The 26,217-nt window shown below is 61.1% G+C and carries 23 protein-coding genes and 1 pseudogene; 7 read left to right on the plus strand and 17 right to left on the minus strand.

What is annotated here, in order from left to right; all coding sequences use genetic code 11:
* The first annotated feature begins 43 nt into the window (after positions 1-43).
* On the plus strand, positions 44-1,507 hold the full coding sequence (locus ACREP4_RS13255; protein ID WP_431596659.1) for a PLP-dependent aminotransferase family protein: 1,464 nt from the start codon (positions 44-46) through the stop codon (positions 1,505-1,507).
* Positions 1,508-1,516: 9 nt separating this feature from the next.
* Here the strand turns inward: ACREP4_RS13255 and ACREP4_RS13260 are convergent, their stop codons facing one another.
* The 3 genes from ACREP4_RS13260 to ubiK all read right to left on the minus strand — a co-directional run bounded on the left by ACREP4_RS13260 (position 1,517) and on the right by ubiK (position 4,900).
* Complete coding sequence (locus ACREP4_RS13260; protein WP_431596660.1) at positions 1,517-3,043, minus strand: esterase/lipase family protein; 1,527 nt, start codon at positions 3,041-3,043, stop codon at positions 1,517-1,519.
* A gap of 79 nt (positions 3,044-3,122) precedes the next feature.
* Positions 3,123-4,631 carry a YifB family Mg chelatase-like AAA ATPase gene (locus tag ACREP4_RS13265; RefSeq protein WP_431596661.1) on the minus strand — a complete coding sequence of 503 codons (1,509 nt, stop codon included), beginning with the start codon at positions 4,629-4,631 and terminating at the stop codon, positions 3,123-3,125.
* A gap of 8 nt (positions 4,632-4,639) precedes the next feature.
* A complete protein-coding gene (ubiK, locus tag ACREP4_RS13270; RefSeq protein WP_431596662.1) occupies positions 4,640-4,900 on the minus strand; it encodes a ubiquinone biosynthesis accessory factor UbiK in 261 nt (86 codons plus the stop codon).
* 179 nt (positions 4,901-5,079) lie between these two features.
* On the opposite strand from ubiK, the gene ACREP4_RS13275 reads away from it, so the two are divergent.
* Positions 5,080-5,418: a P-II family nitrogen regulator gene (locus tag ACREP4_RS13275; protein WP_057635941.1), complete on the plus strand. Its 339-nt coding sequence runs from the start codon at positions 5,080-5,082 to the stop codon at positions 5,416-5,418.
* A gap of 45 nt (positions 5,419-5,463) precedes the next feature.
* Here ACREP4_RS13275 and ACREP4_RS13280 read toward each other — a convergent pair whose 3' ends face one another.
* Complete coding sequence (locus ACREP4_RS13280; protein WP_431596663.1) at positions 5,464-6,126, minus strand: RIO1 family regulatory kinase/ATPase; 663 nt, start codon at positions 6,124-6,126, stop codon at positions 5,464-5,466.
* Between the two features lie 289 nt (positions 6,127-6,415).
* Between ACREP4_RS13280 and ACREP4_RS13285 the strand changes: the two genes are divergently transcribed.
* On the plus strand, positions 6,416-7,321 hold the full coding sequence (locus ACREP4_RS13285; protein ID WP_431596664.1) for an aspartyl/asparaginyl beta-hydroxylase domain-containing protein: 906 nt from the start codon (positions 6,416-6,418) through the stop codon (positions 7,319-7,321).
* Positions 7,322-7,393: 72 nt separating this feature from the next.
* Here ACREP4_RS13285 and speE read toward each other — a convergent pair whose 3' ends face one another.
* Complete coding sequence (gene speE / locus ACREP4_RS13290; RefSeq protein WP_431596665.1) at positions 7,394-8,251, minus strand: polyamine aminopropyltransferase; 858 nt, start codon at positions 8,249-8,251, stop codon at positions 7,394-7,396.
* Between the two features lie 236 nt (positions 8,252-8,487).
* On the opposite strand from speE, the gene speA reads away from it, so the two are divergent.
* Positions 8,488-10,377, plus strand: coding sequence for an arginine decarboxylase (gene speA, locus ACREP4_RS13295; RefSeq protein WP_431596666.1), 1,890 nt, complete (start codon positions 8,488-8,490; stop codon positions 10,375-10,377).
* Between the two features lie 652 nt (positions 10,378-11,029).
* Here the strand turns inward: speA and ACREP4_RS13300 are convergent.
* Positions 11,030-11,419, minus strand: a complete 390-nt coding sequence (locus ACREP4_RS13300; protein ID WP_431596667.1) for a hypothetical protein — start codon at positions 11,417-11,419, stop codon at positions 11,030-11,032.
* Positions 11,416-11,811: a hypothetical protein gene (locus ACREP4_RS13305; protein WP_431596668.1), complete on the minus strand. Its 396-nt coding sequence runs from the start codon at positions 11,809-11,811 to the stop codon at positions 11,416-11,418. Before ACREP4_RS13305 ends, ACREP4_RS13300 begins: the two co-directional genes overlap by 4 nt.
* Before the next feature lie 236 nt (positions 11,812-12,047).
* Here ACREP4_RS13305 and ACREP4_RS13310 point away from each other — a divergent pair.
* Positions 12,048-12,389, plus strand: a pseudogene (locus ACREP4_RS13310) (transposase); the annotation flags it as partial.
* 354 nt (positions 12,390-12,743) lie between these two features.
* Here ACREP4_RS13310 and ACREP4_RS13315 read toward each other — a convergent pair.
* The 10 genes from ACREP4_RS13315 to radC all read right to left on the minus strand — a co-directional run bounded on the left by ACREP4_RS13315 (position 12,744) and on the right by radC (position 24,395).
* Positions 12,744-13,370 carry a hypothetical protein gene (locus ACREP4_RS13315; RefSeq protein WP_431596669.1) on the minus strand — a complete coding sequence of 209 codons (627 nt, stop codon included), beginning with the start codon at positions 13,368-13,370 and terminating at the stop codon, positions 12,744-12,746.
* Positions 13,367-15,238: a hypothetical protein gene (locus tag ACREP4_RS13320; protein WP_431596670.1), complete on the minus strand. Its 1,872-nt coding sequence runs from the start codon at positions 15,236-15,238 to the stop codon at positions 13,367-13,369. Before ACREP4_RS13320 ends, ACREP4_RS13315 begins: the two co-directional genes overlap by 4 nt.
* Positions 15,216-17,438 carry a hypothetical protein gene (locus tag ACREP4_RS13325; protein WP_431596671.1) on the minus strand — a complete coding sequence of 741 codons (2,223 nt, stop codon included), beginning with the start codon at positions 17,436-17,438 and terminating at the stop codon, positions 15,216-15,218. The genes ACREP4_RS13320 and ACREP4_RS13325 overlap by 23 nt, the downstream gene beginning before the upstream one ends.
* Before the next feature lie 80 nt (positions 17,439-17,518).
* Positions 17,519-18,535, minus strand: coding sequence for a helix-turn-helix transcriptional regulator (locus tag ACREP4_RS13330; protein ID WP_431596672.1), 1,017 nt, complete (start codon positions 18,533-18,535; stop codon positions 17,519-17,521).
* A gap of 77 nt (positions 18,536-18,612) precedes the next feature.
* Positions 18,613-19,365 carry a hypothetical protein gene (locus ACREP4_RS13335; RefSeq protein ID WP_431596673.1) on the minus strand — a complete coding sequence of 251 codons (753 nt, stop codon included), beginning with the start codon at positions 19,363-19,365 and terminating at the stop codon, positions 18,613-18,615.
* Positions 19,366-19,620: 255 nt separating this feature from the next.
* Complete coding sequence (locus ACREP4_RS13340) at positions 19,621-20,373, minus strand: SDR family NAD(P)-dependent oxidoreductase (protein WP_431596674.1); 753 nt, start codon at positions 20,371-20,373, stop codon at positions 19,621-19,623.
* A gap of 77 nt (positions 20,374-20,450) precedes the next feature.
* A complete protein-coding gene (locus ACREP4_RS13345; RefSeq protein WP_431596675.1) occupies positions 20,451-20,672 on the minus strand; it encodes a hypothetical protein in 222 nt (73 codons plus the stop codon).
* Between the two features lie 325 nt (positions 20,673-20,997).
* Complete coding sequence (locus ACREP4_RS13350; protein ID WP_431596676.1) at positions 20,998-21,888, minus strand: SPOR domain-containing protein; 891 nt, start codon at positions 21,886-21,888, stop codon at positions 20,998-21,000.
* Between the two features lie 20 nt (positions 21,889-21,908).
* Complete coding sequence (gene argS, locus ACREP4_RS13355; protein WP_431596677.1) at positions 21,909-23,597, minus strand: arginine--tRNA ligase; 1,689 nt, start codon at positions 23,595-23,597, stop codon at positions 21,909-21,911.
* 123 nt (positions 23,598-23,720) lie between these two features.
* Positions 23,721-24,395, minus strand: coding sequence for a RadC family protein (gene radC / locus ACREP4_RS13360; RefSeq protein WP_431596678.1), 675 nt, complete (start codon positions 24,393-24,395; stop codon positions 23,721-23,723).
* A gap of 95 nt (positions 24,396-24,490) precedes the next feature.
* On the opposite strand from radC, the gene coaBC reads away from it, so the two are divergent.
* Together coaBC and dut are read left to right on the plus strand one after the other, a co-directional pair.
* A complete protein-coding gene (gene coaBC / locus ACREP4_RS13365) occupies positions 24,491-25,744 on the plus strand; it encodes a bifunctional phosphopantothenoylcysteine decarboxylase/phosphopantothenate--cysteine ligase CoaBC (protein WP_431596679.1) in 1,254 nt (417 codons plus the stop codon).
* Positions 25,741-26,214, plus strand: a complete 474-nt coding sequence (gene dut, locus ACREP4_RS13370) for a dUTP diphosphatase (RefSeq protein ID WP_431596680.1) — start codon at positions 25,741-25,743, stop codon at positions 26,212-26,214. Before coaBC ends, dut begins: the two co-directional genes overlap by 4 nt.
* Positions 26,215-26,217 lie beyond the last annotated feature (3 nt).

Raw genomic sequence — 26,217 nt, forward strand, 5'->3', positions numbered from 1 at the left:
CGATTCGTTTCGTTCATTGGATGTCGCACCGTTACGGAGAACCATGACACCTACGTCCCCATCAATTTCACTGGCTGAGAAGGTCGCAACGGATATCGGTCGCCAGATATTGGCCGGTGTACTCAAGCCCGGTGACAAGCTGCCTTCGCTGCGCGAATACGCGCGGTTGAATGGTTATTCCAAGAACACCGTCATCGCTGCGTTCGATTTGTTGAGCGAACGCGCCATGGTTCACGCACAGCACGGAAAGGGATTTTTCGTGCGGGGAATGGATACCCATGTCGAGCGCGAGGATGACGACGAACCCGCCGGCTACAACCGCGCGATCGACACGATCTGGTTGATGCGGCAACAGGCATTGCGTGAGCCGGGAAGTTCAAATCTCGGCGAGGGCTTTCCTCCGGTGGAGTGGTTGATGGACATGCGCCTGGATCGCTTCCATCGGCAGATCACGCGTTCGGGGGTTGGTACGTTGTTCCGCTACGGAAACCGCTACGGCTATCTGCCACTACGCCAGCATCTGGTGCGGCGTCTTGCCGGATACGGCATCGATGTGGGGCCGCGGCAACTGGTGACGACGTTTGGTGCCAACCACGCGCTGGATCTGGTCACGCGCTGTCACGTGCAGCCAGGTGATTCCGTGCTGGTCGAGGAGCCGGGCTATTACCCGCTGTTTGGAAAATTGCGCATGCAGGGCGCCATTCCCATTCCCATCCCGCGACTGCTCGATGGGCCGGACCTTGCCGCATTGGAAGTCGCAATCCAACAAAGCAAAGCGCGCGTATTTTTCATGCAGGCGGCGGGCCACAATCCCACCGGCACCGACATCTCCGAAGCGGTCGCGCAACGGTTGGTGCAGTTGGCGCAGAAGTACGATCTGCTGATCGTGGAGAACGATTCGTTGGCCGACTTCAAGGCCAGTTCAACGCCACGCATCTCCGCGCTCACTCAGTTGAAGAACACCATCTACATCGGCAGTTTTTCCAAGTCGATATCGGCCGCGCTGCGGGTGGGTTTCATTGCCGCCGAGAGCGCGCGTGCGGAAGAACTGGCCGATGTGAAAATGCTGCTGCACTTCGGCGGCAGCGAGTATGCCGAGCGTGTGCTGGAAGCGATTCTTCGCGAAGGCAATTTCCTGCGGCACATCAAACGGCTGCAGGATCGTCTACGTATGGCCACCCAGACCGGACTGGAAACACTGCGTCAGTTCGACGCAACCGTGTACGCCGCACCCGAGCAAAGCCTGTATTTGTGGGCGCGCTTCCCTGGTGTCACCGACACCCGTCTGCTTACCGTTCGCATGTTGGCGCGTGGCGTGGTGTTGGCGCCGGGTGCGTTCTTTAATTTGAATACCGAGCGAATTTCGCCGTGGACCCGTTTGAATGTGGCTTACCTTGGCGACCCGTTGTTCATCAGCAGCCTGCGCCAGGAGTTGGATCAGGCTTCCGGTCAAGTGATACCGCAATTGCGCTCCGGTTTGTTCACGCCGCCGGAGTGGGCGACCTGAGCGGGGTACTCACGCCCAATCCGACAACGACAGTTTCAGTGCGGCCTCGAAGCCTTTGCCTGATCGCAGCGGCACCGTGAATACATTGGGCGCTTGCTGGATGATGCCGATCGCCGCACGGCGAGCCACATCCAGTTCGGCCTCGTTCTTTGGTCCGCCGGCCCATTGGTCGTCGGCCCAGACATACCGCAGCCGCCAGCTGCCGTCTTCGGCGGGCCGTGCGAACAGCACCAGCGTGTTGCGGAACAGGTGCTCACCGGGAATGTGATTTTTGAGGAACAACGCGCCGTCCACCTGGTAGCCGGCATTGGTCACGGCCAGGTTGATGGAGAAGGCAATCTCGCTGCCGGCCATGATCCGCCTGCTGTCCAGGAACACCGAGAACAACACCGGCGCGCGCGCCTCCGGGCGGATGCTGCCGTCGGCGTTGAACATCTCCTTGTACTCGCGGCGGATCGCACATTGATTGGCTTCGGTGCGCGAGGTCAATTCGTAGGTATAGGCGCCACGCGGCGCCACCGTGGCCTCGATGTAGTACGAGGACTCGATCTTCTTGCCGCGTTTGCGTGCCGCTTCAATTTCCGGCGGGAACGGCAGTGCCGTGATATCCAGTTGCGCGGTGGCGCAGGTGTCGCCGAACAGGAACCGCACCAGATTCTGGTAACCCTCCTCGGAGTTGACGATGCCGAAGTAGCCACTGTGGCTGCGGTTGACGAAGGCGCGCGGCGCGCCTTCCACGTAGGCATTGGCAATGCGCACCAGACCATCGCTCAGCGAACCGACCGCAAAGGACGACAAGCCGTGCGCGGCCGCATAGTCGCGACTGTTGGTGCCGATCAGGCAGAACATCCGCTCCGGCGGGAAGCCCGAGTCGCCCAGCGTGTTGACCTTGTCCTTGGGCACCTTCAGGTATTTGCCCATGGTGCTGCGGTTGAAGTTGTTCATGTCGTTGACCGACAGCAGGTTGGGCACGTTGATGCCGGCCACGTCGATGCCGTTGTGCGGGGTGGCATAGGTGAACACCTTGTCCACCATCGCCCGCGTTTCGGCGGTGCCCACGTCCGGATTCTGCAGCAGGCAACGGCAGATCAGCCCGCCCATCGAATGCGCCACCAGGTAAACGCGGAACGCTTTGCGCATGGTCGCGTTGGTGCCGCAGATGCTGTCGCGCAGTTCCAGAATGCGCCGGCCCAGGCTGGCCGCTGCGTCGGCGATGGTCGGTGTTTTGCCATCACCGAACGCCGGGTCGGCCGGATCGTAGTAACGGTGGATGACGATGCAGCGCGGTGAGATGCGGCTGCGTTGTTCGGCGCCGAATTCGTAGACGTCGCGGTAGTTGTGGTCTTTCATCAGCCGGATCAGCGGCGACTCGAACACGAACTTCACGATGGAGCCATCCTGCGCCTGGCGCATCTTGGTCGAACCGGCCTCAAAGCCCATGAACGGCGTGGAGGTGGTTTCGACGATCTCATCGCGGGTCATCGCGTAACCGCGGACATAGATGATCGGGAAGTACGGACGTTCGATGCGTTCCATGATCGGTCCCTGTGCCGCTACTGCATCTTCGCCCCATGCGCGGATGCTTGGTTTGGCTGGCAAGTGCCGATGATGCACCTCAACGGTCTTGCTGGCTGCGATCCAGTTGGCGGTAGCCGATGGCTTCGGTCAGATGACTGCGCTGGATCTCGGCAACACCGGCCAGATCGGCGATGGTGCGGGCCACCCGCAGAATGCGGTGCATCGAGCGTGCCGAGAGCTGCAGGCGGTCCATCGCCTGCTCCAGCAGATCATGGTCGGCCGAGCACAATCCGCAGTCGCGCAGGGTCTGTGCCTGATCGAGATGGGCATTGGCAGTGCCAGCGCGTTGCAGCTGCCGCGCACGGGCCTGCGCTACCCGCTCACGCACGCAGGCGCTGCTTTCCCCAGCAGGCGCATCGCCCCGCAGTGCAGACGGTGCCAGTCGCGGCACCAGCAGGTGCAGGTCGATGCGGTCCAGCAATGGGCCGGAAATCCGCGCGCGGTAACGGTTGATGGCATCCAGCGAACAGCGGCAACGGCCGCTGCTGTCACCGGCCCAGCCGCACGGGCACGGATTCATCGCCGCGACCAATTGGAACCGCGCCGGGAATTCGAGGCTACGGGCCGCACGGGAAATGGTGACGGTGCCGGATTCCAGCGGCTCGCGCAGCACTTCCAATGCATGGCGATTCCATTCCGGTAGTTCATCCAGAAAAAGCACACCGTTGTGCGCGAGGGAAATCTCGCCCGGGCGCGGATGCGAACCGCCGCCGACCAAGGCCACCGCGCTGGCAGTGTGATGCGGGGATCGAAAAGGCCGTTGACGCCAACGCCCCGGATCCACGCCACGGCCGCTGACGGACGCGATGGCGGCGGCCTCCAGCGCTTCGGTTTCGCTGGCCTCGGGCAGGATGCCCGGCAGCCGCGAGGCCAGCAGCGTCTTGCCACAGCCGGGCGAACCCAGCAGCAACAGGTGATGCCCGCCGGCCGCGGCGATCTCCAGCGCCCGCCGCGCCTGCAGCTGGCCGCGCACATCGGCCAGATCAGGTTGGGCGGCCGCCTGCATGGGCGGCCGCTGCGCCGCTGGCAGCACCTTGTCGCCGGCCAACGCTGCACAGACTTCCAACAGGGTGCGCGCGGTTTTGACGCTGGCGTGCCGGGCCAACGCCGCTTCGCCGGCATTGCCGGCGGGCACGATCAGGGTGCGTTGTTCGGCGGCCGCCGCGATGGCCGCGGGCAGGGCGCCATCGACCGCGCGCAGCTCGCCGGTGAGGGCCAGCTCGCCAATGAATTCGTGGCCGGCCAACGTGGCGCGGTCGATCTGGCCGCTGGCGGCAAGAATGCCCAGGGCGATGGGCAGGTCAAAACGCCCGCCGTCCTTGGGCAGATCGGCGGGCGCAAGATTGATCGTGATGCGGCGCGCCGGGAACTCGAACTGCGCGCAGAGCAGGGCGGCACGTACCCGGTCGCGGGACTCGCGCACCGCTGCTTCGGGCAGGCCGACAATCTGCGTGGACGGCAGGCCACCGGACAGGTGCACTTCCACCTGCACCGCCGGCGCCTGCACGCCCGCGCGGGCGCGGCTGTGCACCAACGCCAGGCTCATCGCCTGGCTCAGGCGTTGGGCGGGGTGGTGTTGCGGCTTTCCAGCGTGGTGACGGCCTGCTCCAGCGCGTCGAGCTTTTCGCGGGTGCGCAGCAGCACGGCGCGCTGCACTTCAAACTCCTCGCGGGTGACCAGGTCCAGCTTGGTCAGCCCGGCTTGCAGGGCGGTTTTGAAGGTGGCTTGCAATTCCTCGCGGGAATCGCGCAGCCCACGCGGCACCAGGTCGCTGAGGCGACGGGCGAGTTCATCGATGTGTTTGAGGTCGATCATGGCAGGTCTCCGCAAGGGTGGGCCGAGCCTATAGGGCCTGACTTTTGCGGTGCATCGGTGTCCGTTATGGCGAGGCGTAAGGATAAGCCGTAACGTCAGCGCAGGCACGCGGACACAGAGACGCAAGTCCGCGCGTGTCCACGGTATCCTGCCCGCAGATTCCCAGAGGAAAACGACTGATGAAGATGATCATGGCCATCGTCAAACCGTTCAAATTGGACGATGTGCGTGAAGCGTTGGCCGAGCGCGGCGTGGCCGGCATCACCGTCACCGAGGTCAAGGGCTTCGGTCGCCAGAAAGGCCACACCGAGTTGTATCGCGGCGCCGAGTACGTGGTCGACTTCCTGCCCAAGGTGAAGATTGAAGTGGCCGTCACCGACGCCCAGGCCGACGAAGTGGTGGAAGCCATCGTGAAGGCGGCCGGCACCGGCAAGATCGGTGACGGCAAGGTCTTCGTTTACGACCTGGGCAGCGTGGTGCGCATCCGTACCGGCGAAGTGGACGCTGACGCGCTTTGATTCAGCAGTCGGCGGGGCTTGGGCGGATAAAGCCCTTCCCCGCCATCAGCCCTGATGCTTGATCCGCCGGTACAGCCATTTCCAGCTGCGGCGCAGGCGCTGTACCCAGCCCGGCTCGGCCAGCAATGCGGCCTGCTCGGCCGACGGGCGCTGGCCGGTCAGGCGTTGGCGCATCTTCACCAGGTTTTTCATGTCGCTGCGACGCAGCTGGCGGGTCAGCACGCTGTTGCGCAACCAGCGTGGCCAGCGCAGCGCCGAGGTGAAATCCAGCAGCACCGGCACACCGGCGCTGACCATTACATTGGTGCCGTGCAGGTCGTTGTGGGTGATTCCGGCGGCGTGCAGGCGCGCCAGCGCGCCCTGCAACTGGTCGAACACTTCCTGACTCACACCCTGGACGCTGGCAGTGAGCGTGTCGCCGTGGATGTATTCCATGCCCAGTGCCAAGCCGCCCAGGGTGCCGAGCAGCGCCGGGGCGTGCTTCCAGCCTTGCAGGCGCTGCAGCACCTTGGCTTCATGACGCACTAGCAGGCGCGCGACGGGTGAGAGCGGGGTGCCCTGATAGCGGCGGTAGTCCTTGACCACGGCTGGACGGCCTTCCAGCTGAATGCGGTAAACGTCCGGCTCGAGCAGGCGCTCGCCGCGCTTGAGCAATTGATTGGCAGGAACGACGGGCATATCGCCGTCGAAAGTGGGCAGTGTGTTCATAAAACCTTCCTGACGCGGCGGGCGCAGAAAGCGTCTTGAAATGCCGGTCTTGCGGTGCCCGTAGCAGGGCGGGGATGTGCGGCGAATTATAAAACTGAACGGTATGGCAATTGCTGAATGTAAAAAAAATGTAGGAAAATCCCCACAGAAAGCATCGTTGCACTGGCGCTACCCTTTCCGCGCTGGCCGCCGACCCCATGTATGTCCGCACCTCAGCGTTCACGCTTCTGCGCCCGGCTGAAGGTGCTCCCCCCTGTTTCCTGACTCCGGCCACGGCCGGGAGGTCGACGTGATCAAACTCGTGCTGGCAGCGCTGTTCGTGGCCTGCGTGCTGTACATCCATTTCCGCGGCAAAGTGCGTGCGCGCTGGTCGCGTCAGTTGCTGGACCATTCCAGCTTCATGGCGCCGATCAACGTGGTCATGTACCTGTTCTCCAAGGTGCCAACCACGCCGTTTCTGGACCCGGGTAAGGAGTTCCCGCAGCTGGAGCTGCTGCGGCAGAACTGGCAGGTGATCCGCGATGAAGCCGTGGCCCTGCGCGATGCCGAAAAAATCGCCGCCGCCAGCAGCTTCAACGATGCCGGCTTCAACTCGTTCTTCCGTCGTGGCTGGAAGCGCTTCTACCTGCGCTGGTACGGCCCGTCGCATCCGTCGGCCAAGGCGCTGTGCCCGCAGACCGTGGCGTTGATTGAGTCGATTCCCGAGGTGCGTGCGGCGATGTTCGCGCAGTTGCCGCCGGGCAGTGAGCTGCGTCCGCACCGCGATCCGTTTGCCGGTTCGCTGCGGCTGCACCTGGGCCTGAGCACGCCCAACGACGACGGCTGCTACATCGAGGTGGATGGCATTCGTAAAAGTTGGCGCGATGGCGAATGGATGATGTTCGACGAGACCTACATCCATCACGCGCACAACAAAACCGATCAGGATCGGGTGATCCTGTTCTGCGACATCGCCCGTCCGTTGCGTTTCGGTTTGCCTGCGCTGTTCAACCGCGCGGTGGCGGCCACGCTGCTGGCTGGCGGTGCGTCGCCGAACCTGCCGGGCGATCCGACTGGCGGGGTCAACAAGGCCTTTGGTGGCGTCTACAAGATTCGTCTCAAGGCCAAGGCGCTGCGTGCGCGCAGTGCGTTCGCGTATCACGCCATCAAGTGGGGCCTGGTGGTGGCGGTGATTGCCGGCATCTGGGCGCTGTAAGCCTGCAGCGCGGAAGGCCAGACACAAAAAACCCCGCATTTCGCGGGGTTTTTGTTGGCAATGGCGACGGGCTTACTCGCCCAGTGCCTTGGCCACGAACGGCGGGCTGACCAGCACGCCGGTGTGCAGCGGCGCGGTGTAGTACAGCGTGTCGAACGGCTTGGCGGCCGCATCGGCTTCGCGGAAACCGAAGCCGAAACCGGCCTGCTTGCTGGCCACGGTCACCGACCACCAGCCAGTCGGGTAGCACGGCTGCGGGAACGGCAGGGTCTTGAACGACTGGAAGCCGGCCTTGCCCATTTCCGAACGCATGTCCTTGATCAGCTCCAGCAGCGCCAGCGGCGATTCGCTCTGCTGCACCAGCAGGCCGTCGTCCTTCAGCGCACGGAAGCAGCTCTCGAAGAACGCCTTGTTGAACAGGCCTTCGGCCGGGCCAACCGGATCGGTGGAGTCCACGATCACCACGTCCACGCTGCCCGGGGCGCAGTTGGCCATGTAGGCCACGCCGTCGTCGAACAGCAGCTCGGCGCGCGCGTCACCGTTGGATTCGCACAGCTCCGGGAAATACTTCTCGGCCATGCGCGTGACCTGCTCGTCGATGTCGCACTGCGTGGCGCTTTCCACGCCCGGGTGCTTGAGCACCTCGCGCAGGGTGCCGCAGTCGCCGCCGCCGATGATCACCACGCGCTTGGGCGCGGCGTGGGTGAACAGCACCGGGTGGCTGATCATCTCGTGATAGAAGAAATTGTCCTTGGTGGTCAGCATCATGGCGCCGTCGATGACCATCAACTTGCCCCAGTCGGTGCTGTCGTAGATCTCGATCTTCTGGAACGGCGACTGCACTTCGTCCAGCTTGCCGGTGATGCGGAAACCAATGGACGAGCCGGTCGGCTGGAAGTGTTCGGTGAACCAGTTTTCGTTGGACGTCATTGCAAGTTCCTGGAAGGGGAGGCTGTGCCCTTCTCCCGTCGGGAGAAGGTGCCCCGAAGGGGCGGATGAGGGTAAGGGCGAAGCCTGTCATATTCAGGTTTCACCCTTGCCCTCACCCCCGACCCCTCGCCCGGGGGAGAGGGGAGGTAGTGAGGGCGCGGATTGTAACGGAGCCTTGCCCCGCTAGCGTTAGAATGCGCGTCCTTATTTATCCACAGCTGAGAGTTGCTACGCCGATGAGCGATTGGTCCCTCGAACAGGCCCGCAAGACCTATTCGATTCCGCACTGGTCCGACGGATATTTCGACGTCGATGCCGCAGGCCACCTGGTGGTCCGTCCCGTTGGCGCCGACGGCGCAGTGGTGTCGTTGCCGCAGATTGTCGATTCGGCGCGCGCGTCCGGCGCCAAGCTGCCGCTGCTGGTGCGCTTCCCGGACATCCTGGGCCAGCGACTGGGCAAGCTGCAGAGCGCGTTCGCGCAGGCGCAGGCGGACTGGGATTACCCGGGCGGCTACACCGCGGTCTATCCGATCAAGGTGAACCAGCATCGCGGCGTGGCCGGCACCCTGGCCAGCCATCACGGCGAGGGCTTCGGCCTGGAAGCCGGTTCCAAGCCGGAGTTGATGGCGGTGCTGGCGCTGAGCCGGCCGGGCGGGCTGATCGTCTGCAACGGTTACAAGGACCGCGAATACATCCGCCTGGCGCTGATCGGCCGCAAGCTCGGCCTGCAGACCTACATCGTCATCGAGAAGCCCTCCGAGCTGAAGCTGGTGCTGGAGGAATCCAAGGCGCTGGACGTGAAGCCGGGCATCGGCGTGCGCATGCGCCTGGCCTCGCTGGGCGCCGGCAAGTGGCAGAACAGCGGTGGCGACAAGGCCAAGTTCGGCCTGTCACCGCGCCAGCTGCTGGACCTGTGGAAAGCGCTGCGTGACACCGAGTACGCCGATTGCCTGAACCTGCTGCATTTCCACATGGGCAGCCAGATCAGCAACGTGCGCGACATCGCCAACGGCATGCGCGAAGCCACGCGTTACTTCGTCGAACTGTCGCGCCTGGGCGCGAAGATCAGCCACGTCGACGTGGGCGGCGGCCTGGGCATCGACTACGAAGGCACCCGTTCGCGCAGCTATTGCTCGATCAACTACGGCCTCAATTCGTATGCCAGCAACATCGTGCAGCCGCTGGCCGAAGCCTGCGAAGAACACGGGCTGACGCCGCCGCGCATCATCACCGAATGCGGCCGCGCGATGACCGCGCACCATGCGGTGCTGATCGCCAACGTGGCCGAAGTGGAACAGGCCGCCGAAGGCCGCGTGCCCGAAGCGCATGACGACGAACCGGCCGCGATTCGCCACCTGCGTGAAATCCACGAGGAGCTCGACCAGCGCCCGGCGGTGGAACTGTTCCAGGAAGCGCAGCATTTCCACGCCGAAGGTTTGGCGGCGTATGCACTGGGCCAGATCGACCTGCCGCAGCGTGCGCGCATCGACGACCTGTTCTACGCCATCGCCAACGCGGTGCGGGCGCGCCTGAGCTACGACGAAAAGAGCCATCGTCCGGCACTGGATGAATTGAACGATCGCCTGGTCGACAAGTACTTCGTCAACTTCAGCGTGTTCGAGTCCATTCCCGATGCCTGGGCGATTGACCAGGTGTTCCCGATCGTGCCGATCGAGCGCCTGAACGAGCGCCCGGACCGTCGCGGCATCGTCGCCGACATGACCTGCGATTCGGACGGCATGGTCAAGACCTATGTCGAGAACGAGAGCCTGGACAGCTCGCTGCCGCTGCATTCGGTGCAGCACGGCGAGAGCTACCGCATCGGCTTCTTCCTGGTCGGCGCGTATCAGGAAATTCTCGGCGACATCCACAACCTGTTCGGCGACACCGACGCCGTGGAAGTGGTGGTGGACGCCGACGGTTATGCGATCACCCAGCAACGTCGCGGCGACACCACCGACGTGATGCTCGACTACGTCGGTTACAGCCTGGCGGATCTGCGCGCCTCGTACCGCGAGCGTGTAGCGGCCGCCAATCTGTCCGCCGAGCGCGCAGCAGAGCTGGACGCCGCCCTGGAAGCAGGCCTGACCGGCTACACGTATCTGTCGGATGAGCCGTTGGGTTGAGTGAGTGCTCTGCAGCCCCGCTCCCGTTCACGGAGCGAGGCATAAAGTGAAGTGAGTGCAAAAGAGAAAACGGCGAGCAATGCTCGCCGTTTTTCGTTCTCACTCATTCCCAAACAAGGTCCCATCACCATGCGCCTTGTCCAAATAGGCAGCCAGGCCGAGCAGCGCCAAGCCATACACCACCACACCACCAATGATCTTGAACATGTCAGCCTCCTTCGGCCGCTTGCATGACCGAATCCATGATGGATGCGGTGTAGATGTAATGCTGCATCCATCAGGCGACAAAGCCTGTCGCAGGCAATGAAAAATATCGCGCGTATCGGTAGTGAAATGCATTCAATCAAACGTGCGAACGCCCGAGGATGCGCAGGATCTAGCGATTGGGAAAGTTCTGTTTGATACGCGCGGCAATGAGCTCCAGCGGGCCAGCACTGCGCTGGGTAATGGCATCACCTCGACCACACTCCGGGCAAGCCGTGAAATGCGTGACACCGGGGACGCGGCAATCACCCAGCGGGACCGGAAGGGTCCTCTTCCAGCCGCAGTGGCGGCAATGGAATGTGGCAGGTGGTTGTGCAGTAGGCATGGTGGTACCTCCAACAGTGAATTGATCGAGCCTGGTGAGCACATTCCCAGGCTTTGCCGGCGGTCAACGCAGATTCCGGCTCATGGCGGCGATGACGATGGCTTTGGAAATGCCCTCGTCGTACTGGATCTCGAAGTCGGCCTCATCGTCCTGCACGGTATAGACGTCGAACTCGACATCCTCAGACGCGATTTTTTCGCTTTCCCCGACAGGCGTTATTTCAAACGTGGCGAGACATTGATACGCATCGATGCTGCGGTCGTGGTCCAACATGCGAATGTTGCGTACCCGATAGTCAACCTTTGACCTGGTTTGCTTGCCCAGTAAGCTATCGGCGAATCGCTCTTCGATAATCTCGTCCAGCAGCGACAGCGTGTCAGCGCTGCCGCAATCGGGAGTGCCAGAGCACCCAGCCAGCAGGCCAGTGAGCATGACGGGGATGTACCACCTCATACTCCTGCGTCCTCCTTCAGCGGTGGCACATTACCAGCCGCTGGCTCGGCATCGATGGCAGGCAACTGTGTGGCGAAGAAGTTGGCGGCAACCAGCGCGTTGACCAGGATGTAGCTGCAAAGTCCAACCTGCAGCCAGGCGTTGATGGAAAACGCCAGCACCAACCCAATCGCAGCCAGTACGGCCGTGACGATGAAATTGGCACCACTGGCCTTACGTGAACGTGCCAATGCCACGGCTTGCCGCCACCAAAAGCCCTGCTTGTAACTACGCCCCTTGGCAATGCCAAGGTTGTAGCGCTGCACGTTGATGCCGCGGATAAAGGCGTAGACCTGCAGGGGCAGGATGATGAACAGGTTGAACAGGAAAAACAGGACGGCCAGAGCTTCCATCAGAGCACCCTTTTGAAGGCAGCCGGGATGGCTGCGAGCGGGTGATGGTGACGAAGGGGGGCGACATTCTGTGTCGCGCCTTTTTCAAATTCCGGAAAAAGGTGCCGACAGAGTTAGTTCGATCAATGGTCAATCGCTTGCGTGCTTCGGATTGAAATGCTTGACCAATGGAACCTCTGAACAACACTGGCATCGGTGCCAGGCTTCCGTCCCCGATTCGAGAACAAGATCCACCGATGCAACTGACCTTTGGCGATGCCGGGCAACAGGGCCGACGCAAGCGCACGCGGCGTGAGACCTTCCCGTCCGAGCTGGAGCAGGTGGTGCCGTGGAAAGCATTGTTCGAGCCGCATTACCCGAAGTCGGGCGGCCTGGGCCGGCAGCCGTATCGTTTGGACACGATGCTTCGCATCCACTTGCAGCAGCAGTGGTATGCGCTGAGTGATCCGGCGATGGAATAAGTACTGTGCGACACGTCGTTGATGCGTCAGTTCGCCCAGTTGAATGGGCTGGAAGAAATCCCAGATAAGACGACCATTCTCAACCTCCGGGGGCTACCGGAGAGGCACGCGTTGTCGAATTTGAGGATGACGCGGCGGCAACTGCTGCCGTAGGCGGGCTAGCTGCGTCTGCAGGATGGAAAATTCCGTCTTGCGATGCGAAGTTCGATCTCGAAGCTATTGGTTTTCGGTCGTTTTGGCTGCGGCATCAGTTCGAACGTGAAAATCTGCACTTCTGAGCTGGTTGTTCAGAGTTTTCTGAGGTGCTCGGGCGGGCCAAACTGAGCGAACCGTAGACCACGGCACTACCGACTATCTTGAACATCACCGACTTCAGTTGGTTGGGAAAGCAGCGGCGACGAGGGGGCAGCATGAAGCGATTATGCGGGATCGTTACGCCAAACTATTTTTCCTGGCTGGCCGTCGTGCCAATCAGCCGCCTAAATGTAAGTTGATCGAATATAGAAATATTGCGACTCCAATTATGTTGAGTACGGTCAGTGCCAAAAGGAATGAAAGAATCCGTGCCTGCCATCGCATGGCGACCTGATGGGCATTCAATATGGATTGGGTTTGAATGAAAATTCCATTCTGCAAATTTTCGGTTTGTTTAAAAGAGCTGGTGATAAATCTTGTCAAATTATCATGATCTCGTTTGGTTTCGTCGGCTCTTTGACGGGTTTCGTTCGCCAAGCTATTAAGGCTATCCCTGTGAAAATTTTCAAATTGTTGGAAAGAGCTGATGATCAGTTTGGTCAATTCGTCATGATTCCGGGTGGCTTCATCGGCTCTTTGACGGGTAAAATTCACCCAGTCATGGAAGTTCTCCTTACTGTCCCTGTTGTCGGGATCGCAAACCCAGTCGCGGAAAGTTTTTGCATTTTGTTCCACTTTCTTCCTGATCTCCTGCGAAACGTCAAGAATCTCGTTCTTGATGTTTGATGCACAATCCTTGACCTTCGCGTCGACATGGTCTTGCAGTGGCTTGTTGATCAGCCTGTTGAGCATTGCGCTGAGTTCCTGCTCAGACTCATCCAAGTTTTCATTTTCCATGATCATGCGGTTACTCCGTTTTTCATTTTCTCATACTCCCGTTCGATGAGTGGCAGGATTAATAGGGCTTGAAACCTGCGCGCTGGATTCTTTTCATTCTTCGCAATTTCGCCGCGTCGACTGAGTTCTGCGTCGAAGGCGGACCGCATATGCGCCATAAATCGGCTTCCGTACAAAATTTTCCGCTGCGCTATTGCCTTGAGCTTTCGATTATTTTCAAGTGACTCGAAGTAAGTTCTATCTTTTTCCTTGCTGATTAATTCTAATTCAACTACTTTAGATTGCAGTGCTTTGCTACGGGCTGATGCGTTCTCTATTTTTCTTTGCAGGCGCGCGCGTGACATCTCGACTCTTCTGCTTATTTCGTTGGCTATTTCTCTTGCATGACGAGTGCATTCGCATTCGTACGCACGGCGAAGATCGCTCTTGTCCGTTTCCCAAGAGGATTGACGCCAGTAGCTATCAATCTTGTATTTGTCAAGTTTGATAAGAAGTTTTATGAATGGTTCGATTGTGTTCGGTGGTTTGAGTTTGTCGATGATTGAATTCGGAAGGTGGCGCTGTGCCTCTTCGATTAATTTATGATGAAATTCATCGATTTTTTCTATGGACGAATCCACTAGATCCCTCATTTTTTGGACATTATCCTTGGTGATGCCATTCCCCGGGAATTCTGGAGGAGTGCTGGATAAGTTGAAAATTTTTAGCCCATTGCGCTTACTTTTGATGCGTTTTATCTCTTCCTTCAACCTGTCGTCATGCCCGCGGTAAGTAGCAATTTGCCCGCGTGCATCGATTGCCGCTTCACGAAGGGAGTGCCTTGTTTTTGTCCATTGGCTGCGCTCTTGCTTGCGGAGGCTTTGAATGATAGCGGGAGATCTATACGCGTATTTCAATCGAAACCAGGGGTTAGTTGTCTGCTTGATGCTGTGCTTCAGTTCGTTCAGAAATGTGTCTGCTAGGGGGGAAGCAAGCGCGTGGAGTTCCGGGGTTTTTTCCCGCATTTCGTGTCGGGACTGTCCGATCTCCACCGCGTAAAGATGTGCCTCCATCTCCGAAGGAATATGGAAGTCTAGAGTGCGTAACTGTTTCATCATGAATCCTCGAATCGCGTCTGTCGACGTCAATTCATGTTTGAGGAGTCGTTCGGCGGTGCTGGAGTCGGAAAAAACACGAGTGCAAACAATGCGAAAGCGGTAAGGGGTAGCCTGCCAATTCTTTAGCGCATCTAGGCCGATTGCTTCGGGAGAAAGAAATGTCAGAGAATTTCCGGACCCAGCGAGGATAATGAGATCCATGTGAGGGACGATGCGATGGGCTAGTGTTGTGACATGTTCGCGCTCGTGTTCGTTCTCGGCACCAATGCCCGGCAGGTCGATGATGCGCATGTCCGTGCCGGCAGCATCGGTACTGGTATCGTCAAAGCATGATGCTGGGAGGAATACGTTGGTCGTGCCGCCAGCTTCCGCGCGGGCCGAGCCGCGACCGGCTTCGACGTGTTTTCGTAGTTCATGGAAATGTTTGCGTGCAGCCTCATCATCGAGGCCGGCAGATTCCTGCGTGCCTAGATGCCAGAATGAATCGCTAGATCGGCGATAGAACAAAGGCATGGCGGTGGCCGAATGCCCTTTCTTGGCACCACCACGCAGTATATCTGCCAGCCGTTCCACATGATCGGGCGCCACGCCCAGCAGGTGCAGAATCAATGTGGTTTTACCGACTTGGGTTGATCCGTAAACCGCTACTTGTACGTGCTTGCCATGGTTGCCACCTTGCGCCAGCCCGGAATCGAGCTGGGCTAGGAACTCGTCATGCGCGGCAAATGCCCAATCGCGCTTCGCCGCATATAATTCATGCCAATAACTGCTTGACACGCAAATCCCCCATGAGCGTCAGGCGTGCACGTTTGGCGACTTCGATAGCCCGTAGGAGATTGTCCTGCTGTCCTAGTGATTGGCCCAGCCCGTAGGCGCGATCTAGATTGTCGCGCATCCGCTCCTCTAAGCTGTCCATCGCGTCATCGTAAATTTCAAGACAGTTTTGGACATGCGCCTCAGCGTATTCATTGATAACTAAGTTGATATAGGAGCGATTCGCTGCATCCAGTTCCTGCACATGTTGGGTGACTTTGTAGCCGATTACGCCGGCAACGATGACCCCCGCCGCAGCCATTGATAGCGTTGCTCCCAGGCTCATGGCCGTTGCGGTCCCTGCATTCACGCTGGTCGCTACTGTCGCACTGCTTACGGTTGTTCCTGCCGCGACGGTTCCTGCCGTTGCCGCAGTACTCGCGGAAGCACCACCGAAAATGGCATGAAGCAGGCCGGGGATTGTGTCCACGCTTCCGTCAATGGCGACATCCACAGCAAGGATGGCGGCAATGGTCTTTAATATTGTTTTTCCGGTGAGTTGCGCCGAGTCCATATCCTGCGCCAGTTCGGTCATGAACTGGCCAATGGGTCTGGTTGTGGAAGAAGATGGCAGGCGGTCACGGTGAGCAAGGACCAAACTCTGATTGATCCGAAGATATTCCATTGCAAGCGCGGGGACCAATTTGATCGTGGATTTTAATTTCGTATTTGCAAGCGGCCTTACGTTGTCCAACTCATGTCTGGGGTCGAATATTTTTCGTAGTTCATCCTGCGTCTCCTCATCGGCTAACAGTCTGGATGGGCTGGATTCAGTGTCCAGCCTGTCATAGCCAAGCAATACTTCTGTGTTGCCGGATTTCTCCGTCAGTGGCTCTGGTGCGGCGGTTTTGAGGGTGTATGAGGACTGCTCGCCGAGTGCTCTCCAATCACTTTGGATAAGGGCGATGCCCGGCGCACCACCTGCTTGAGGTGAGGTGGGGAGGTTAACCCAAGAGTCGGCAATGCGCTTGATGCGCTGATCTTCGCGCTCGCCGGAGGTGGTGCCAATCCAACGGCCGATTTTCCGGACGCCATTTTTGAACCCTTCTTCTTCGCGAATGTATTTGTCGCGAGCGATCTCTTTTACCTTGTTGGCGTGGGCTTTTGTGTGGTTCCGGAGGCTCTTCTCATAGCGGCTCCGATAGCTCGTTCGAGCATCGCGGAATTCAGTAATGATGTCGTCCCTGATTTGTATCTCTGGTGAGAGGGAGGACTGAAGGTGCCGCTCCCGCAATGCCTCCCTGATCCCGTCAAGGATGAGGTCGACTTCTCCATCCACTAGGTCGTCCAGCATATTGAGGCGGGCTTCCTTTGATTCCTGGCCGGCTGGTACGTAAATTTGCAGCGAATTCAGTAGCTGGGGAATCCACTCTTCTTCATACTCGCGACCAGTTCCGGTGCAGACGATGCGGGCGGCCTCCTCTTCGTTCACACAAAACCGTTCGGTGGCGCGTTGACGAAGCGCCTCGCGGGTTGGCGTATCTGCATTTTCTGTTCTACTTATGGCGATGACGGGTTTTCCGCCCGGGGCTCTGCCATTCATCACGGCATCCTTCACCGAGTCCTGCGAATGCTCGGCAAGCCGGGTCTGATCAGTAACGATTACACTGCCAATCGCATGCTGAAGCACATATTCCATGAGCAACTGCCAAGCACGGTTGTGGTCGCTCTTCTGTTCAAAGCCGGGCAGCAAGACGAAGCCGCATTCGTTCGTTGGGAAATGCCTTTTTGGCACATAGAGAATTGGAAACAGGTTGCTTTCGGTGTCGCCCCAAGAGGTGATGATCTTCTGGAATTCTCTTGCTTCCACCTCGTATTCGGTGGTGCGGCCATTCGCATCAAGTTTGACCACGGTGCCGCAAGGCTGCTGTATTTCCTTCTCGATGACAAAGACCGGCACTTTCTCGCCGCGCCCGGGGTTGTCGGAAAGCCATGTCGTGTCCAGATCATACAGTGCGCGGAGAAGCCTTGTTTTCCCCGCACCCTGAGTGCCAGTGATGGCAATGTAGTATTTTTTATTCAGCTCGCGGATTAGTCGCAGCTTGCGCACGGTGTCGATGATGTCCTTTTTCCATGGTTTTCGCCCTTCCATGAAATCCGCTGCGACAAGCGTATTGGCCAATGTCTCTTCGAGTTTTTCTATTATCTTGCTATTGACGTTCATTTGTGAATTCTCGTAAATGTGTATTCTTAGTTTCTGGAAGCGGAAAGCTGTTTCCGTATTTCCGCTGACCGAAGGCGAACTCAGGTGCGGGCATACAATGTTTGGACCGCTCTGGAGTTTTCAGAAATTATCGTTGCCCACGATGCCGGTTCATGCACCAGAATATTTTTTCCATGCCCGTACACCCACCACAGCATCTCCTGGTCATCCGGCACGCTTGCCTTTAGTTGCAGCCAATTGGTTTCTGCTAGCGATTCCAGTATCTGGTCATCGCTGAGCGGGGTTTCCTGCAATATGCCGGCGGTATCGGGATGCACATCCGCCACGAGTTCCACCATTCCCGTTCCCTGCCGCGGAGTAAATGCGGCGGTCGGCAGATAGGCATCCATATCGAAGTCGTCGTCGCGTGCCGGTTCACTCAACACTTCGGCTTTCTGGATGCGGTGCAGGGCGAAGTGGCGTACGTCGGTGTAGTCGCCGACGCTGGCGATCAGGTAACTGGCCGGGCCGCGTGAGGCCAGGCCTTTCGGGTGCAGGGTCATGGTTTTGACCTCGCCCTTGACCCGGCTGAAGTAGTCCACCTGCAGCTGGCGTTGTTCGAGCAGGGCGGTGGCCGCGCTTTCCCATACCTGGCCATCCACGCTGGCCGGCAGCAGGGTTTTGCCGTTGGGCAGGCTGCGCACGCGTTGCGCCCAGCGGGTGAGGGGGTTGTGCTGCAACGACTGCAGGTGGTTGCGGGCGGTGGCGAACTGGGGTTCCAGCAAGGCCAGTACGCCGGGGGGCAGCAGATGTTTGAGGTGACCTTCGGCGAGATTCATCGCCAGCGCGGCGGCGGTGTCGGTGGCTGGCAGGGTGATCTGCGCCTGGCTGTCGAAACTCCAGCGAAGCGTTTGGCCATCGTTCTGGCTGATCAACGGGAAACGGGTGCTGAGTTTCTCGCCCAGGTCGCGTTGCAGGGTACGTGCGGTGACCGAAAAGCCGCGCTGCTCAAGGGCTGCTTTCAGTTCCTGCACGGAAGCACTTTTGGGATAGCGCGGAATCAATCCAAGCAGGACAAGACTGCGGACGAGGGGATCTTTGGGATCATTTTTGGACATGGCGTTTGCAGGCAATCCGTCTGGGGTTGCGAGGGGCCGCTGCGCTGGAGGGCGCATGGCGTGGCAGAAAACCGACGTTAGTCAGTTGTCGCGACGGTTCCTGTCGCGGTTGCCGGGCCTTGCGGGCAGGGGGCCGGATTGGCAGGTGATGTGCCGGCTTGCGCTGCGCTGGTGTACTCGGGCACAACCGGATAGGCGATGGCGTCGTCTTCAAACGCATCGGTTTCCATCATCAGGCTGATGATGGTTGGCAGCAGTGCGCCGAGCAGGGCATTGGCATCGCGTAGCTGGTTGCGGTTGATGCTGCTGTTCCAAGTGGCGCCGCCATGCACGAGCTGGTTACGCAATACATAGAGACGGCCCAGCACGATGGTCAGCAGGTCGGCGGTGCGGTGCCCGAGCAGGGCGTCCATTGCCGCTTTGCGGCTGGCGTTGAATTGGGATTTCCAGCGCTCGCTGGGGTCGTGATCGCGCAGTGCACGCCAGAACGGGGCAAAAACGTAGCGGTTATCGATCAGCAGCCGGATCGGGCCGGGAAACTGTTTGAACAGCAAGGAATGCAATTGCTGGTGCGTGTCAGCAGCGACCAGGCGGGCAACGAAACTGGCGACACGCTCACGTTCACTCTGTTCGCTGTCGAACTCGCCGGCGTAGGCCGCATTGAAAGCGATCCATAGCTGGATGAATCGTGTGTCGTTGTCATCTGCACTGCGCTCGGAACGCTGCAGCCAACTGATTGCGCGGTGCAGGCGGATGGCGAGCGCTTCGCTCTGGCAATCCCTTACCGCGCGGTGGCGCTCGCGTAGCGCGCCGGCCGACATGACTTCCATGATGAGACGTGTTTCCTCTTCCGTGCTGCAATATCTCTGCCTTGCCAGTCCTCGGCTCGGCCCCCTGTGCGTGAAGATGACGTTTACTTTGTCATTTGGCAATACACCGCTATAGCGGCTCGGAATTCGGGAAGTTTAGGCGTCGGATTTACACCGCTATCCCTAGGTATCGCCGGTGGAAAAATAAAGCCCCGAGGTCGTGTGACCTCGAGGCTTTGTTGGCTGTTGTGTCGCCTGAGTGGGTACGGCTGGCTTTCAACCTTCGCGCGCCACCTGAAACCCTGCAAATGACTGACTGGTCGGCATCAGTTCCAGGCGGTTGATGTTCAAGTGCGGCGGCAGTGAGGCCACCCAGAAGATCTGCTCGGCGATGTCCTCGGCGGTCATCGGGTTGGCGCCGCCGTAGAGCTGGTCCGATGCGGCCTGGTTGCCATGCGTGCGCACCAGGGTGAATTCGGTTTCGGCCATGCCCGGTTCGATCACGGTCACGCGCACGCCGGTGCCGTGCAGGTCCGAACGCAGGCCCAGTGAGAACTGGCTGACGAAGGCCTTGGTGCCGCCGTACGCGTTGCCGCCCGGGTACGGGTAGAGCGCGGCGGTGGAGCTGATGTTGATGATCGCGCCGCGACGGGTAACCAGTTGTGGCAGCAGGCGATGGGTGAGCGTCACCAGCGCGGTGATGTTGGTGTCGATCATCGTGCGCCAGTCTTCCAGGCTGGCGTTCTGCGCGGCGGCAGTGCCCTGGGCGAGACCGGCGTTGTTGACCAGCAGGTCGATGTCACGGAAGGCCGGTGGCAATGCGGTGAGTGCCGCTTCCATCGCGATGGCATCGCGGATGTCGAAGGCCGCTGCGTGGATGGTGTCCGCGCCAAATTCATCGACCAACGGCTGCAGGCGCTCGGCGCGGCGGCCAGTGGCGATCACTTTCCAACCGGCTGCGGCAAAGCGACGGACAGCGGCGGCGCCGAAGCCGGACGTGGCGCCGGTGATCAATGCGGTCTTGGACATTGCGGAATCCTTGGGGCAGGGGAGGAGGATTTTCGCACTGTGGAGCGGACGGGGGTATGGCTGGGCGGTGACCAACGTTAAAAAGCTAAGACAACCGCAAAGCCAAGGCTGCCCTCATCCCAACCCTTCTCCCGCAGGCGGGAGAAGGGCAAAAGCAAAAGCAAAAGCAACAGCAACAGCAACAGCAACAGCAAAAGCAAAAGCAACAGCAACAGCAACAGCAAAAGCAACAGCAACAGCAACAGCAACAGCAAAGCCGAAGCCCTTCCTTGGTTACGCCAGATTAAGAGGCCGATCATCTGAATCCGGCTGTTGCCCGGGTGCTACGTAGACTGGCTGCGCGCCCTCATCACCCAAGATTGAATTGCCAAGACGCCGGGAAATAATCGGAGATTCAGCTGGAAGCAACGGAGTTCGCTTGCTGCAGCGGCACAAACAAAAAGCCCCGACATCAAACGATGTCGGGGCCTGAATAATCGAGAAGCTTCTCGAGTCGTCTGTCAGTCGCAACAGCCCCCTTTGAGTAAAACGGGGCGCGCCGACAGGCGCGGGGATGTGGATGTAGAAGGCACGGGGCCCAAGGTTTGTTTTACAAGCCTTGGGGTGAAGCCGCCCTAGGCGGCTTCACTGCGCCTTGATCGCCATCGCCTGCAAGCCGCTGCCATCCAGCTTCGATTTGGCTTCGGCCAATTCGCTGGCGGTGCCGTACGGCCCCATGCGCACGCGGTACACGGTGTTGCCGTTGATCTGCGCCGATTCCACGCGTGCGGCCAGGCCCATCATTGCCAGTTTGGCCTTGGTCGATTCGGCATCACCGGACGCGCCAAAGGCGCCGGCCTGCAGGATGTAGCGCACATTCTCGGCCGGTGCTGCCGTCGTCACCGCAGGTGTTGCCGCTGCAGGCTTGGGAGCAGCCTGTACGCTGGCGACCTGGGTCGGCGCTGGCGTGGTTGCGGCCGGGCGGGCTTGCGCGGTTTCACTTACCCGCGTCGGCTGACGTGCAGCTTCGCTGACCGGTGCCGGCAGTACGGCGGCAGCGGCCGGTAACGTGCGGCCTTCCAGCGCGGCTTGCGCGCGCTGGGCGTCGGTCGGTGGTGTTGCTGCGGCGGTGGCGGCGTTGGCTGCAGCGCGTGCGGCAGCCGCACGACGTTGCTCCTCGGCGCGCGCGCTGGCCGCCAGCTCGGCGTCGGACATCTGCACTTCCGTGCCTGGGAGCAGGGTGTAGAAGTCGTACTGCGTGGCCGGCTTGTCGTCGGGCTTGGCGGCGGCGGTTGCTGCCGGCTTGGGTGCTTCGACACCGGCATCGATGTCGGCATCGGCGACTGGTGCCGGCTGTGCGTCCGGGTTGGGTTGTGGGCCAACCCGCAGGAAACCGTCCCCGTCCTTCTTGAACAGGTTGGGTGCCGCCAGGAACACCACGGCTGCGATCGCCGCACCGGCCACCAGCCACACCCAGGCGGGTGTGCCGTTGCCGCTGTTGCGTCGCGCCTGCGTTTTGCCGCGTCGTGCTGCCATGTTTACCGCGTCTCCTTGACTTACATCTTTTCCGGGGCGTTCACGCCCAGGATGCTCAAACCATTGGCCAGCGTCTGCCGTGCGGCGCAGGCCAGGGTGAGCCTGGCATTGCGCGCGCTGGCATCGTCCACCAGCACCTGCGTGCCGTGATACCACGTGTGGAAAGCGTGTGCCAATTCACGCAGATACTGCGCGACCAGATGCGGTTCCAGCGAAATGCCGGCCGCTTCCACGACTTCCGGGTAACGCGAAATTTCGTTCATCAATTCCAGCGATGCTTCGTCGTTGAGCAGCGACAACGACGCCAGTCCATCGGCCTGTTTGTAGTCCAGGCCCTTCTCCTGCGCCTGGCGCAGCAGCGAGCAGACGCGGGCATGCGCGTACTGCACGTAGAACACCGGGTTGTCGTTGCTCTGCTGGCGGGCCAGGTCGATGTCGAAGGTCAGCTGCGAATCGGGCTTGCGCGCGATCAGGAACCAACGCACCGCATCGCTGCCGACTTCTTCGATCAGATCACGCAGGGTCAGGTAGCTGCCGGCACGCTTGGACAGCTTCACTTCCTCGCCGCCGCGCATCACCGTCACCATCTGGTGCAGCACGTATTCCGGCCAGCCCTTGGGGATGCCCAGGTCCAGCGCCTGCAGGCCTGCGCGCACGCGTGCCAGCGAGCCGTGATGATCGGCGCCCAGCTCGGTGATGGCGCGCTCGTAACCGCGCTGCCACTTGCTCAGGTGATACGCCACGTCCGGCAGGAAGTAGGTGAAGGTGCCGTCGGACTTGCGCATCACGCGGTCCTTGTCGTCACCAAAATCGGTGGAGCGCAGCCACAGCGCGCCGCCTTCTTCATAGGTGTGGCCCGACGTGATCAGCTGCTGCACGGTCTCGGCAACCTTGCCGTCCTTGTACAGCGAGCTTTCCAGGAAGTAGATGTCGAAATCCACGCCGAACGCGGCCAGGTCCAGGTTCTGCTCGTTGCGCAGGTAGGCCACGGCGAAGCGACGCACTTCTTCCAGGTTCTCGGCATCCTTGGCGCCGACGATCTGGCTGCCTTCCAGATCCACGGTCTGGCCCAGCAGGTAGGCCTTGGCCACGTCAGCGATGTACTCGCCGTTGTAGGCATCGGTCGGCCACTGTTCGTCGCCCGGCTTGAAGCCGCGCGCGCGTGCCTGCACCGACTTGGCCAGGTTTTCGATCTGCACGCCGGCGTCGTTGTAATAGAACTCGCGCTTGGCGTTCCAGCCGTTGACTTCCAGCACGCGGGCGATGCAATCACCGATGGCGCCAGCGCGGCCGTGGCCGACATGCAGCGGGCCGGTCGGGTTGGCCGAGACGTATTCCACACCGACGCTGCGGCCATTGCCGCTCAGGTTGCGGCCGTAGTCTTCGCCTTCCTTCAATACGCTCACCACTTCACGCTGGAACGCGGCCGGTGCGAACTTGAAATTGATGAACCCTGGGCCGGCGATTTCGACCTGTGCGATGTCGTCGCTGGCCGGCAATGCTTCCAGCAGCGCCTGGGCCAGCGCGCGCGGATTGCTGCGTGCAGCCTTGGCCAGCAGCATCGCGACATTGGATGCGAAGTCGCCGTGTTCGCGGGTCTTGGGTCGTTCGACCACGAAATCCGGCGGCAGGGTGTCGGCAGGCAAAGTGCCGTTGGCGCGCAAGGCTTCGATGCCTTGGCCGATGAGGGCGCGGAGTTGGGCTTTCACGTGACTATTCTGCTTGAAGCGCGGAACTGACCATTTTACCCGACCAATGCCGTGCCCGCCCTCACCGTGCAAGGGCGGGGGTCAGGAATGTCAAAACAAGGGCCTGTCGGGGGCGGTTGTCGTTCAGACCCAGCCGCGTGCGGCCAGCGACACCGGCGGGCCGTCGCCGACCACGAAGTGGTCCAGCAGGCGCACGTCCACCAGCTCCAGCGCCTGCCGCAGGCGGGCCGTGATGGCGCGGTCGGCGGCCGATGGTTCAGGGTTCCCGGAGGGATGGTTGTGGCCCACGATCACCGCCGCCGCGTTGTGGGCCAAGGCTCGTCGCACCACTTCGCGTGGATGCACCTCGGCGCTGTCGAGGGTGCCGGTGAACATTTCCTCGAACGCCAAGGCCCGGTGCCGGGTGTCCAGGAACAAGGCCGCGAACACCTCGTGTGGCCGGTGCCGCAGCCGTTGGGCGAAGTAGCCGCCGGCCGAATCCGGGTCGGTGAGGCTGGCGCCGCGCTCCAGCGCAGCGGCCAGATGACGCTGGCCCAGTTCCAGCGCTGCGCGCAATGCACAGGCACGGGCCGGGCCCAGGCCGGGCAGGCGCGCCAGTGCGGTGGCGTCGCGGTCGAGCAGGGCGCGCAGTGGCCCGTGTTGCAGCAGTAGCTCGCGGGCGGTTTGCACGGCATCACGCCCGCGTAGCCCCGAGCCAAGGAAGATGGCCAGCAGTTCCGCGTCGGAAAGCGCGCCGGCCCCTTGTGCCAGCAGCTTTTCGCGCGGGCGTTCAGCGCGTGGCCAGTCTCGTATATGCATTCCAAAAGGTTGGGCGCAGATGACCCAAAGTGGCATCGGCCCGGACAAACCCTTCGGTTAAGCTAACCGTTCTTTTGTAGCTAGGAACTTCGCACGTGACCAGCGTTTCCCCGACAACCCAGGCGCCCCATCGGCCGCTGGAGGGACAAAAGCTGCTGTTGTGCGTGGGCGGCGGCATCGCTGCTTACAAATCGCTGGAACTGGTCCGCCGTCTGCGTGATGCCGGTGCCGTTGTGCAGGTGGCCATGACCGCCGGCGCCCAGCAATTCGTCACCCCCCTCAGTTTTCAGGCGTTGTCCGGCAACCCGACCCGCACCACGTTGTGGGACAGCAGCGCCGAGCAGGCCATGGGCCATATCGAACTGGCGCGCTGGGCCGACCGCATCGTGGTCGCCCCGGCGACCGCGGATTTGCTGGCGCGGCTTGCCCACGGCAATGCCGACGATCTGGTGACCACGCTGTGCCTGGCCACCACTGCGCCGCTGACCGTGTGCCCGGCGATGAACCACCGCATGTGGCTGCATCCGGCCACGCAGGCCAATATCAGCCAGCTGCGTGAACGCGGCGCACAGGTGATCGGCCCGGAGGACGGCCCGTTGGCTGAAGGCGAATCCGGCCCCGGACGCCTCAGCGAAGTGCCCACGATCATTGCTGCGCTGGCTGCCAACCTCGCGCCCAAGGCGCCGGCCAAGCCGGGCCGGCTGCACGGCATGCGGGTGTTGATCAGCGCCGGCCCGACCTATGAAGACCTGGACCCGGTGCGCTACGTCGGCAACCGTTCCAGCGGCAAGATGGGCTACGCGCTGGCGTCCGCCGCGGCCCGCCAGGGCGCGCAGGTGGTGCTGGTCAGCGGCCCCGTGCAGCTGCCAACGCCGGCCGGCGTGCAGCGGATCGACGTGCGTTCGGCCGAACAGATGCGTGAGGCGGTGTTGTCCGCGCTGCCGGCGGACATCTACATCGGCGCCGCCGCCGTGGCCGACTACACCCCGCGCCAGGTGTCCCCGCAAAAACTGAAGAAGACCGCCGGCAGCCAGACCCTGACGTTGGAGCTGGTGCGCACCGCCGACATCCTGGCCGAAGTGGCCGTGCAGGAGCAGGCGCTGAAGCTGGTGGTCGGGTTTGCCGCCGAAACCCACGACGTGGAGAAGTACGCGCGGGGCAAGCTGACCGACAAACATCTGGATCTGATCATCGCCAACCAGGTCGGCATTGCCGGCAACGGCTTTGAGAGTGACCAGAACGCGGCCATCGCCTATTGGGACGGCGGCCAACGCGAGTTCCCGGGCACCGCCAAGACGCAGCTGGCCGAACAATTGCTGGATTTGATTGCCGAGAGGTTGGACGCATGAGCCTGGACACCGCACTGCAGCCCTTGCAGGTAAAGCTGCTGGACCCCCGTTTTGGCGACACCTGGCCGCTGCCGGCCTACGCCACCGAAGCCAGCGCCGGTATGGATCTGCGGGCCGCCATCGAAGTGCCGCTGACCTTGGCACCGGGCGATGCGGCGCTGCTGCCCAGCGGTATCGCCATCCATGTGGCCGACCCAGGCTTGTGTGCGGTGGTATTGCCGCGCTCGGGGCTGGGACATCGCCACGGCATCGTGTTGGGTAACGGCACCGGCTTGATCGACGCCGACTACCAAGGGCCGCTGCTGATCAGCGTGTGGAACCGTGGCCGCGACGCCTTCACCATCGAGCCGGGTGACCGCATCGCGCAATTGGTGGTGATGCCAATCGCGCGCGTGAGCCTGCAGGTAGTGGATACTTTCGTGGACAGCGCTCGTGGAACGGGTGGATTCGGCCATACCGGGGTGCGCTGACAG

The organism is Stenotrophomonas sp., assembly GCF_050737575.1.
Classification (GTDB): domain Bacteria; phylum Pseudomonadota; class Gammaproteobacteria; order Xanthomonadales; family Xanthomonadaceae; genus Stenotrophomonas.

Excerpts from the sequence above, each read along its gene's own strand:
- ACREP4_RS13255 (WP_431596659.1), top strand. The coding sequence starts at position 44 with ATGACACCTACGTCCCCATCAATTTCACTGGCTGAGAAGGTCGCAACG.
- ACREP4_RS13260 (WP_431596660.1), bottom strand. The coding sequence starts at position 3,043 with ATGGAACGCATCGAACGTCCGTACTTCCCGATCATCTATGTCCGCGGT.
- ACREP4_RS13265 (WP_431596661.1), bottom strand. The coding sequence starts at position 4,631 with ATGAGCCTGGCGTTGGTGCACAGCCGCGCCCGCGCGGGCGTGCAGGCG.
- ubiK (WP_431596662.1), bottom strand. The coding sequence starts at position 4,900 with ATGATCGACCTCAAACACATCGATGAACTCGCCCGTCGCCTCAGCGAC.
- ACREP4_RS13275 (WP_057635941.1), top strand. The coding sequence starts at position 5,080 with ATGAAGATGATCATGGCCATCGTCAAACCGTTCAAATTGGACGATGTG.
- ACREP4_RS13280 (WP_431596663.1), bottom strand. The coding sequence starts at position 6,126 with ATGAACACACTGCCCACTTTCGACGGCGATATGCCCGTCGTTCCTGCC.
- speE (WP_431596665.1), bottom strand. The coding sequence starts at position 8,251 with ATGACGTCCAACGAAAACTGGTTCACCGAACACTTCCAGCCGACCGGC.
- speA (WP_431596666.1), top strand. The coding sequence starts at position 8,488 with ATGAGCGATTGGTCCCTCGAACAGGCCCGCAAGACCTATTCGATTCCG.
- ACREP4_RS13300 (WP_431596667.1), bottom strand. The coding sequence starts at position 11,419 with ATGAGGTGGTACATCCCCGTCATGCTCACTGGCCTGCTGGCTGGGTGC.
- ACREP4_RS13305 (WP_431596668.1), bottom strand. The coding sequence starts at position 11,811 with ATGGAAGCTCTGGCCGTCCTGTTTTTCCTGTTCAACCTGTTCATCATC.
- ACREP4_RS13315 (WP_431596669.1), bottom strand. The coding sequence starts at position 13,370 with ATGATCATGGAAAATGAAAACTTGGATGAGTCTGAGCAGGAACTCAGC.
- ACREP4_RS13325 (WP_431596671.1), bottom strand. The coding sequence starts at position 17,438 with ATGAACGTCAATAGCAAGATAATAGAAAAACTCGAAGAGACATTGGCC.
- ACREP4_RS13330 (WP_431596672.1), bottom strand. The coding sequence starts at position 18,535 with ATGTCCAAAAATGATCCCAAAGATCCCCTCGTCCGCAGTCTTGTCCTG.
- ACREP4_RS13335 (WP_431596673.1), bottom strand. The coding sequence starts at position 19,365 with ATGGAAGTCATGTCGGCCGGCGCGCTACGCGAGCGCCACCGCGCGGTA.
- ACREP4_RS13340 (WP_431596674.1), bottom strand. The coding sequence starts at position 20,373 with ATGTCCAAGACCGCATTGATCACCGGCGCCACGTCCGGCTTCGGCGCC.
- ACREP4_RS13345 (WP_431596675.1), bottom strand. The coding sequence starts at position 20,672 with ATGATCGGCCTCTTAATCTGGCGTAACCAAGGAAGGGCTTCGGCTTTG.
- ACREP4_RS13350 (WP_431596676.1), bottom strand. The coding sequence starts at position 21,888 with ATGGCAGCACGACGCGGCAAAACGCAGGCGCGACGCAACAGCGGCAAC.
- radC (WP_431596678.1), bottom strand. The coding sequence starts at position 24,395 with ATGCATATACGAGACTGGCCACGCGCTGAACGCCCGCGCGAAAAGCTG.
- dut (WP_431596680.1), top strand. The coding sequence starts at position 25,741 with ATGAGCCTGGACACCGCACTGCAGCCCTTGCAGGTAAAGCTGCTGGAC.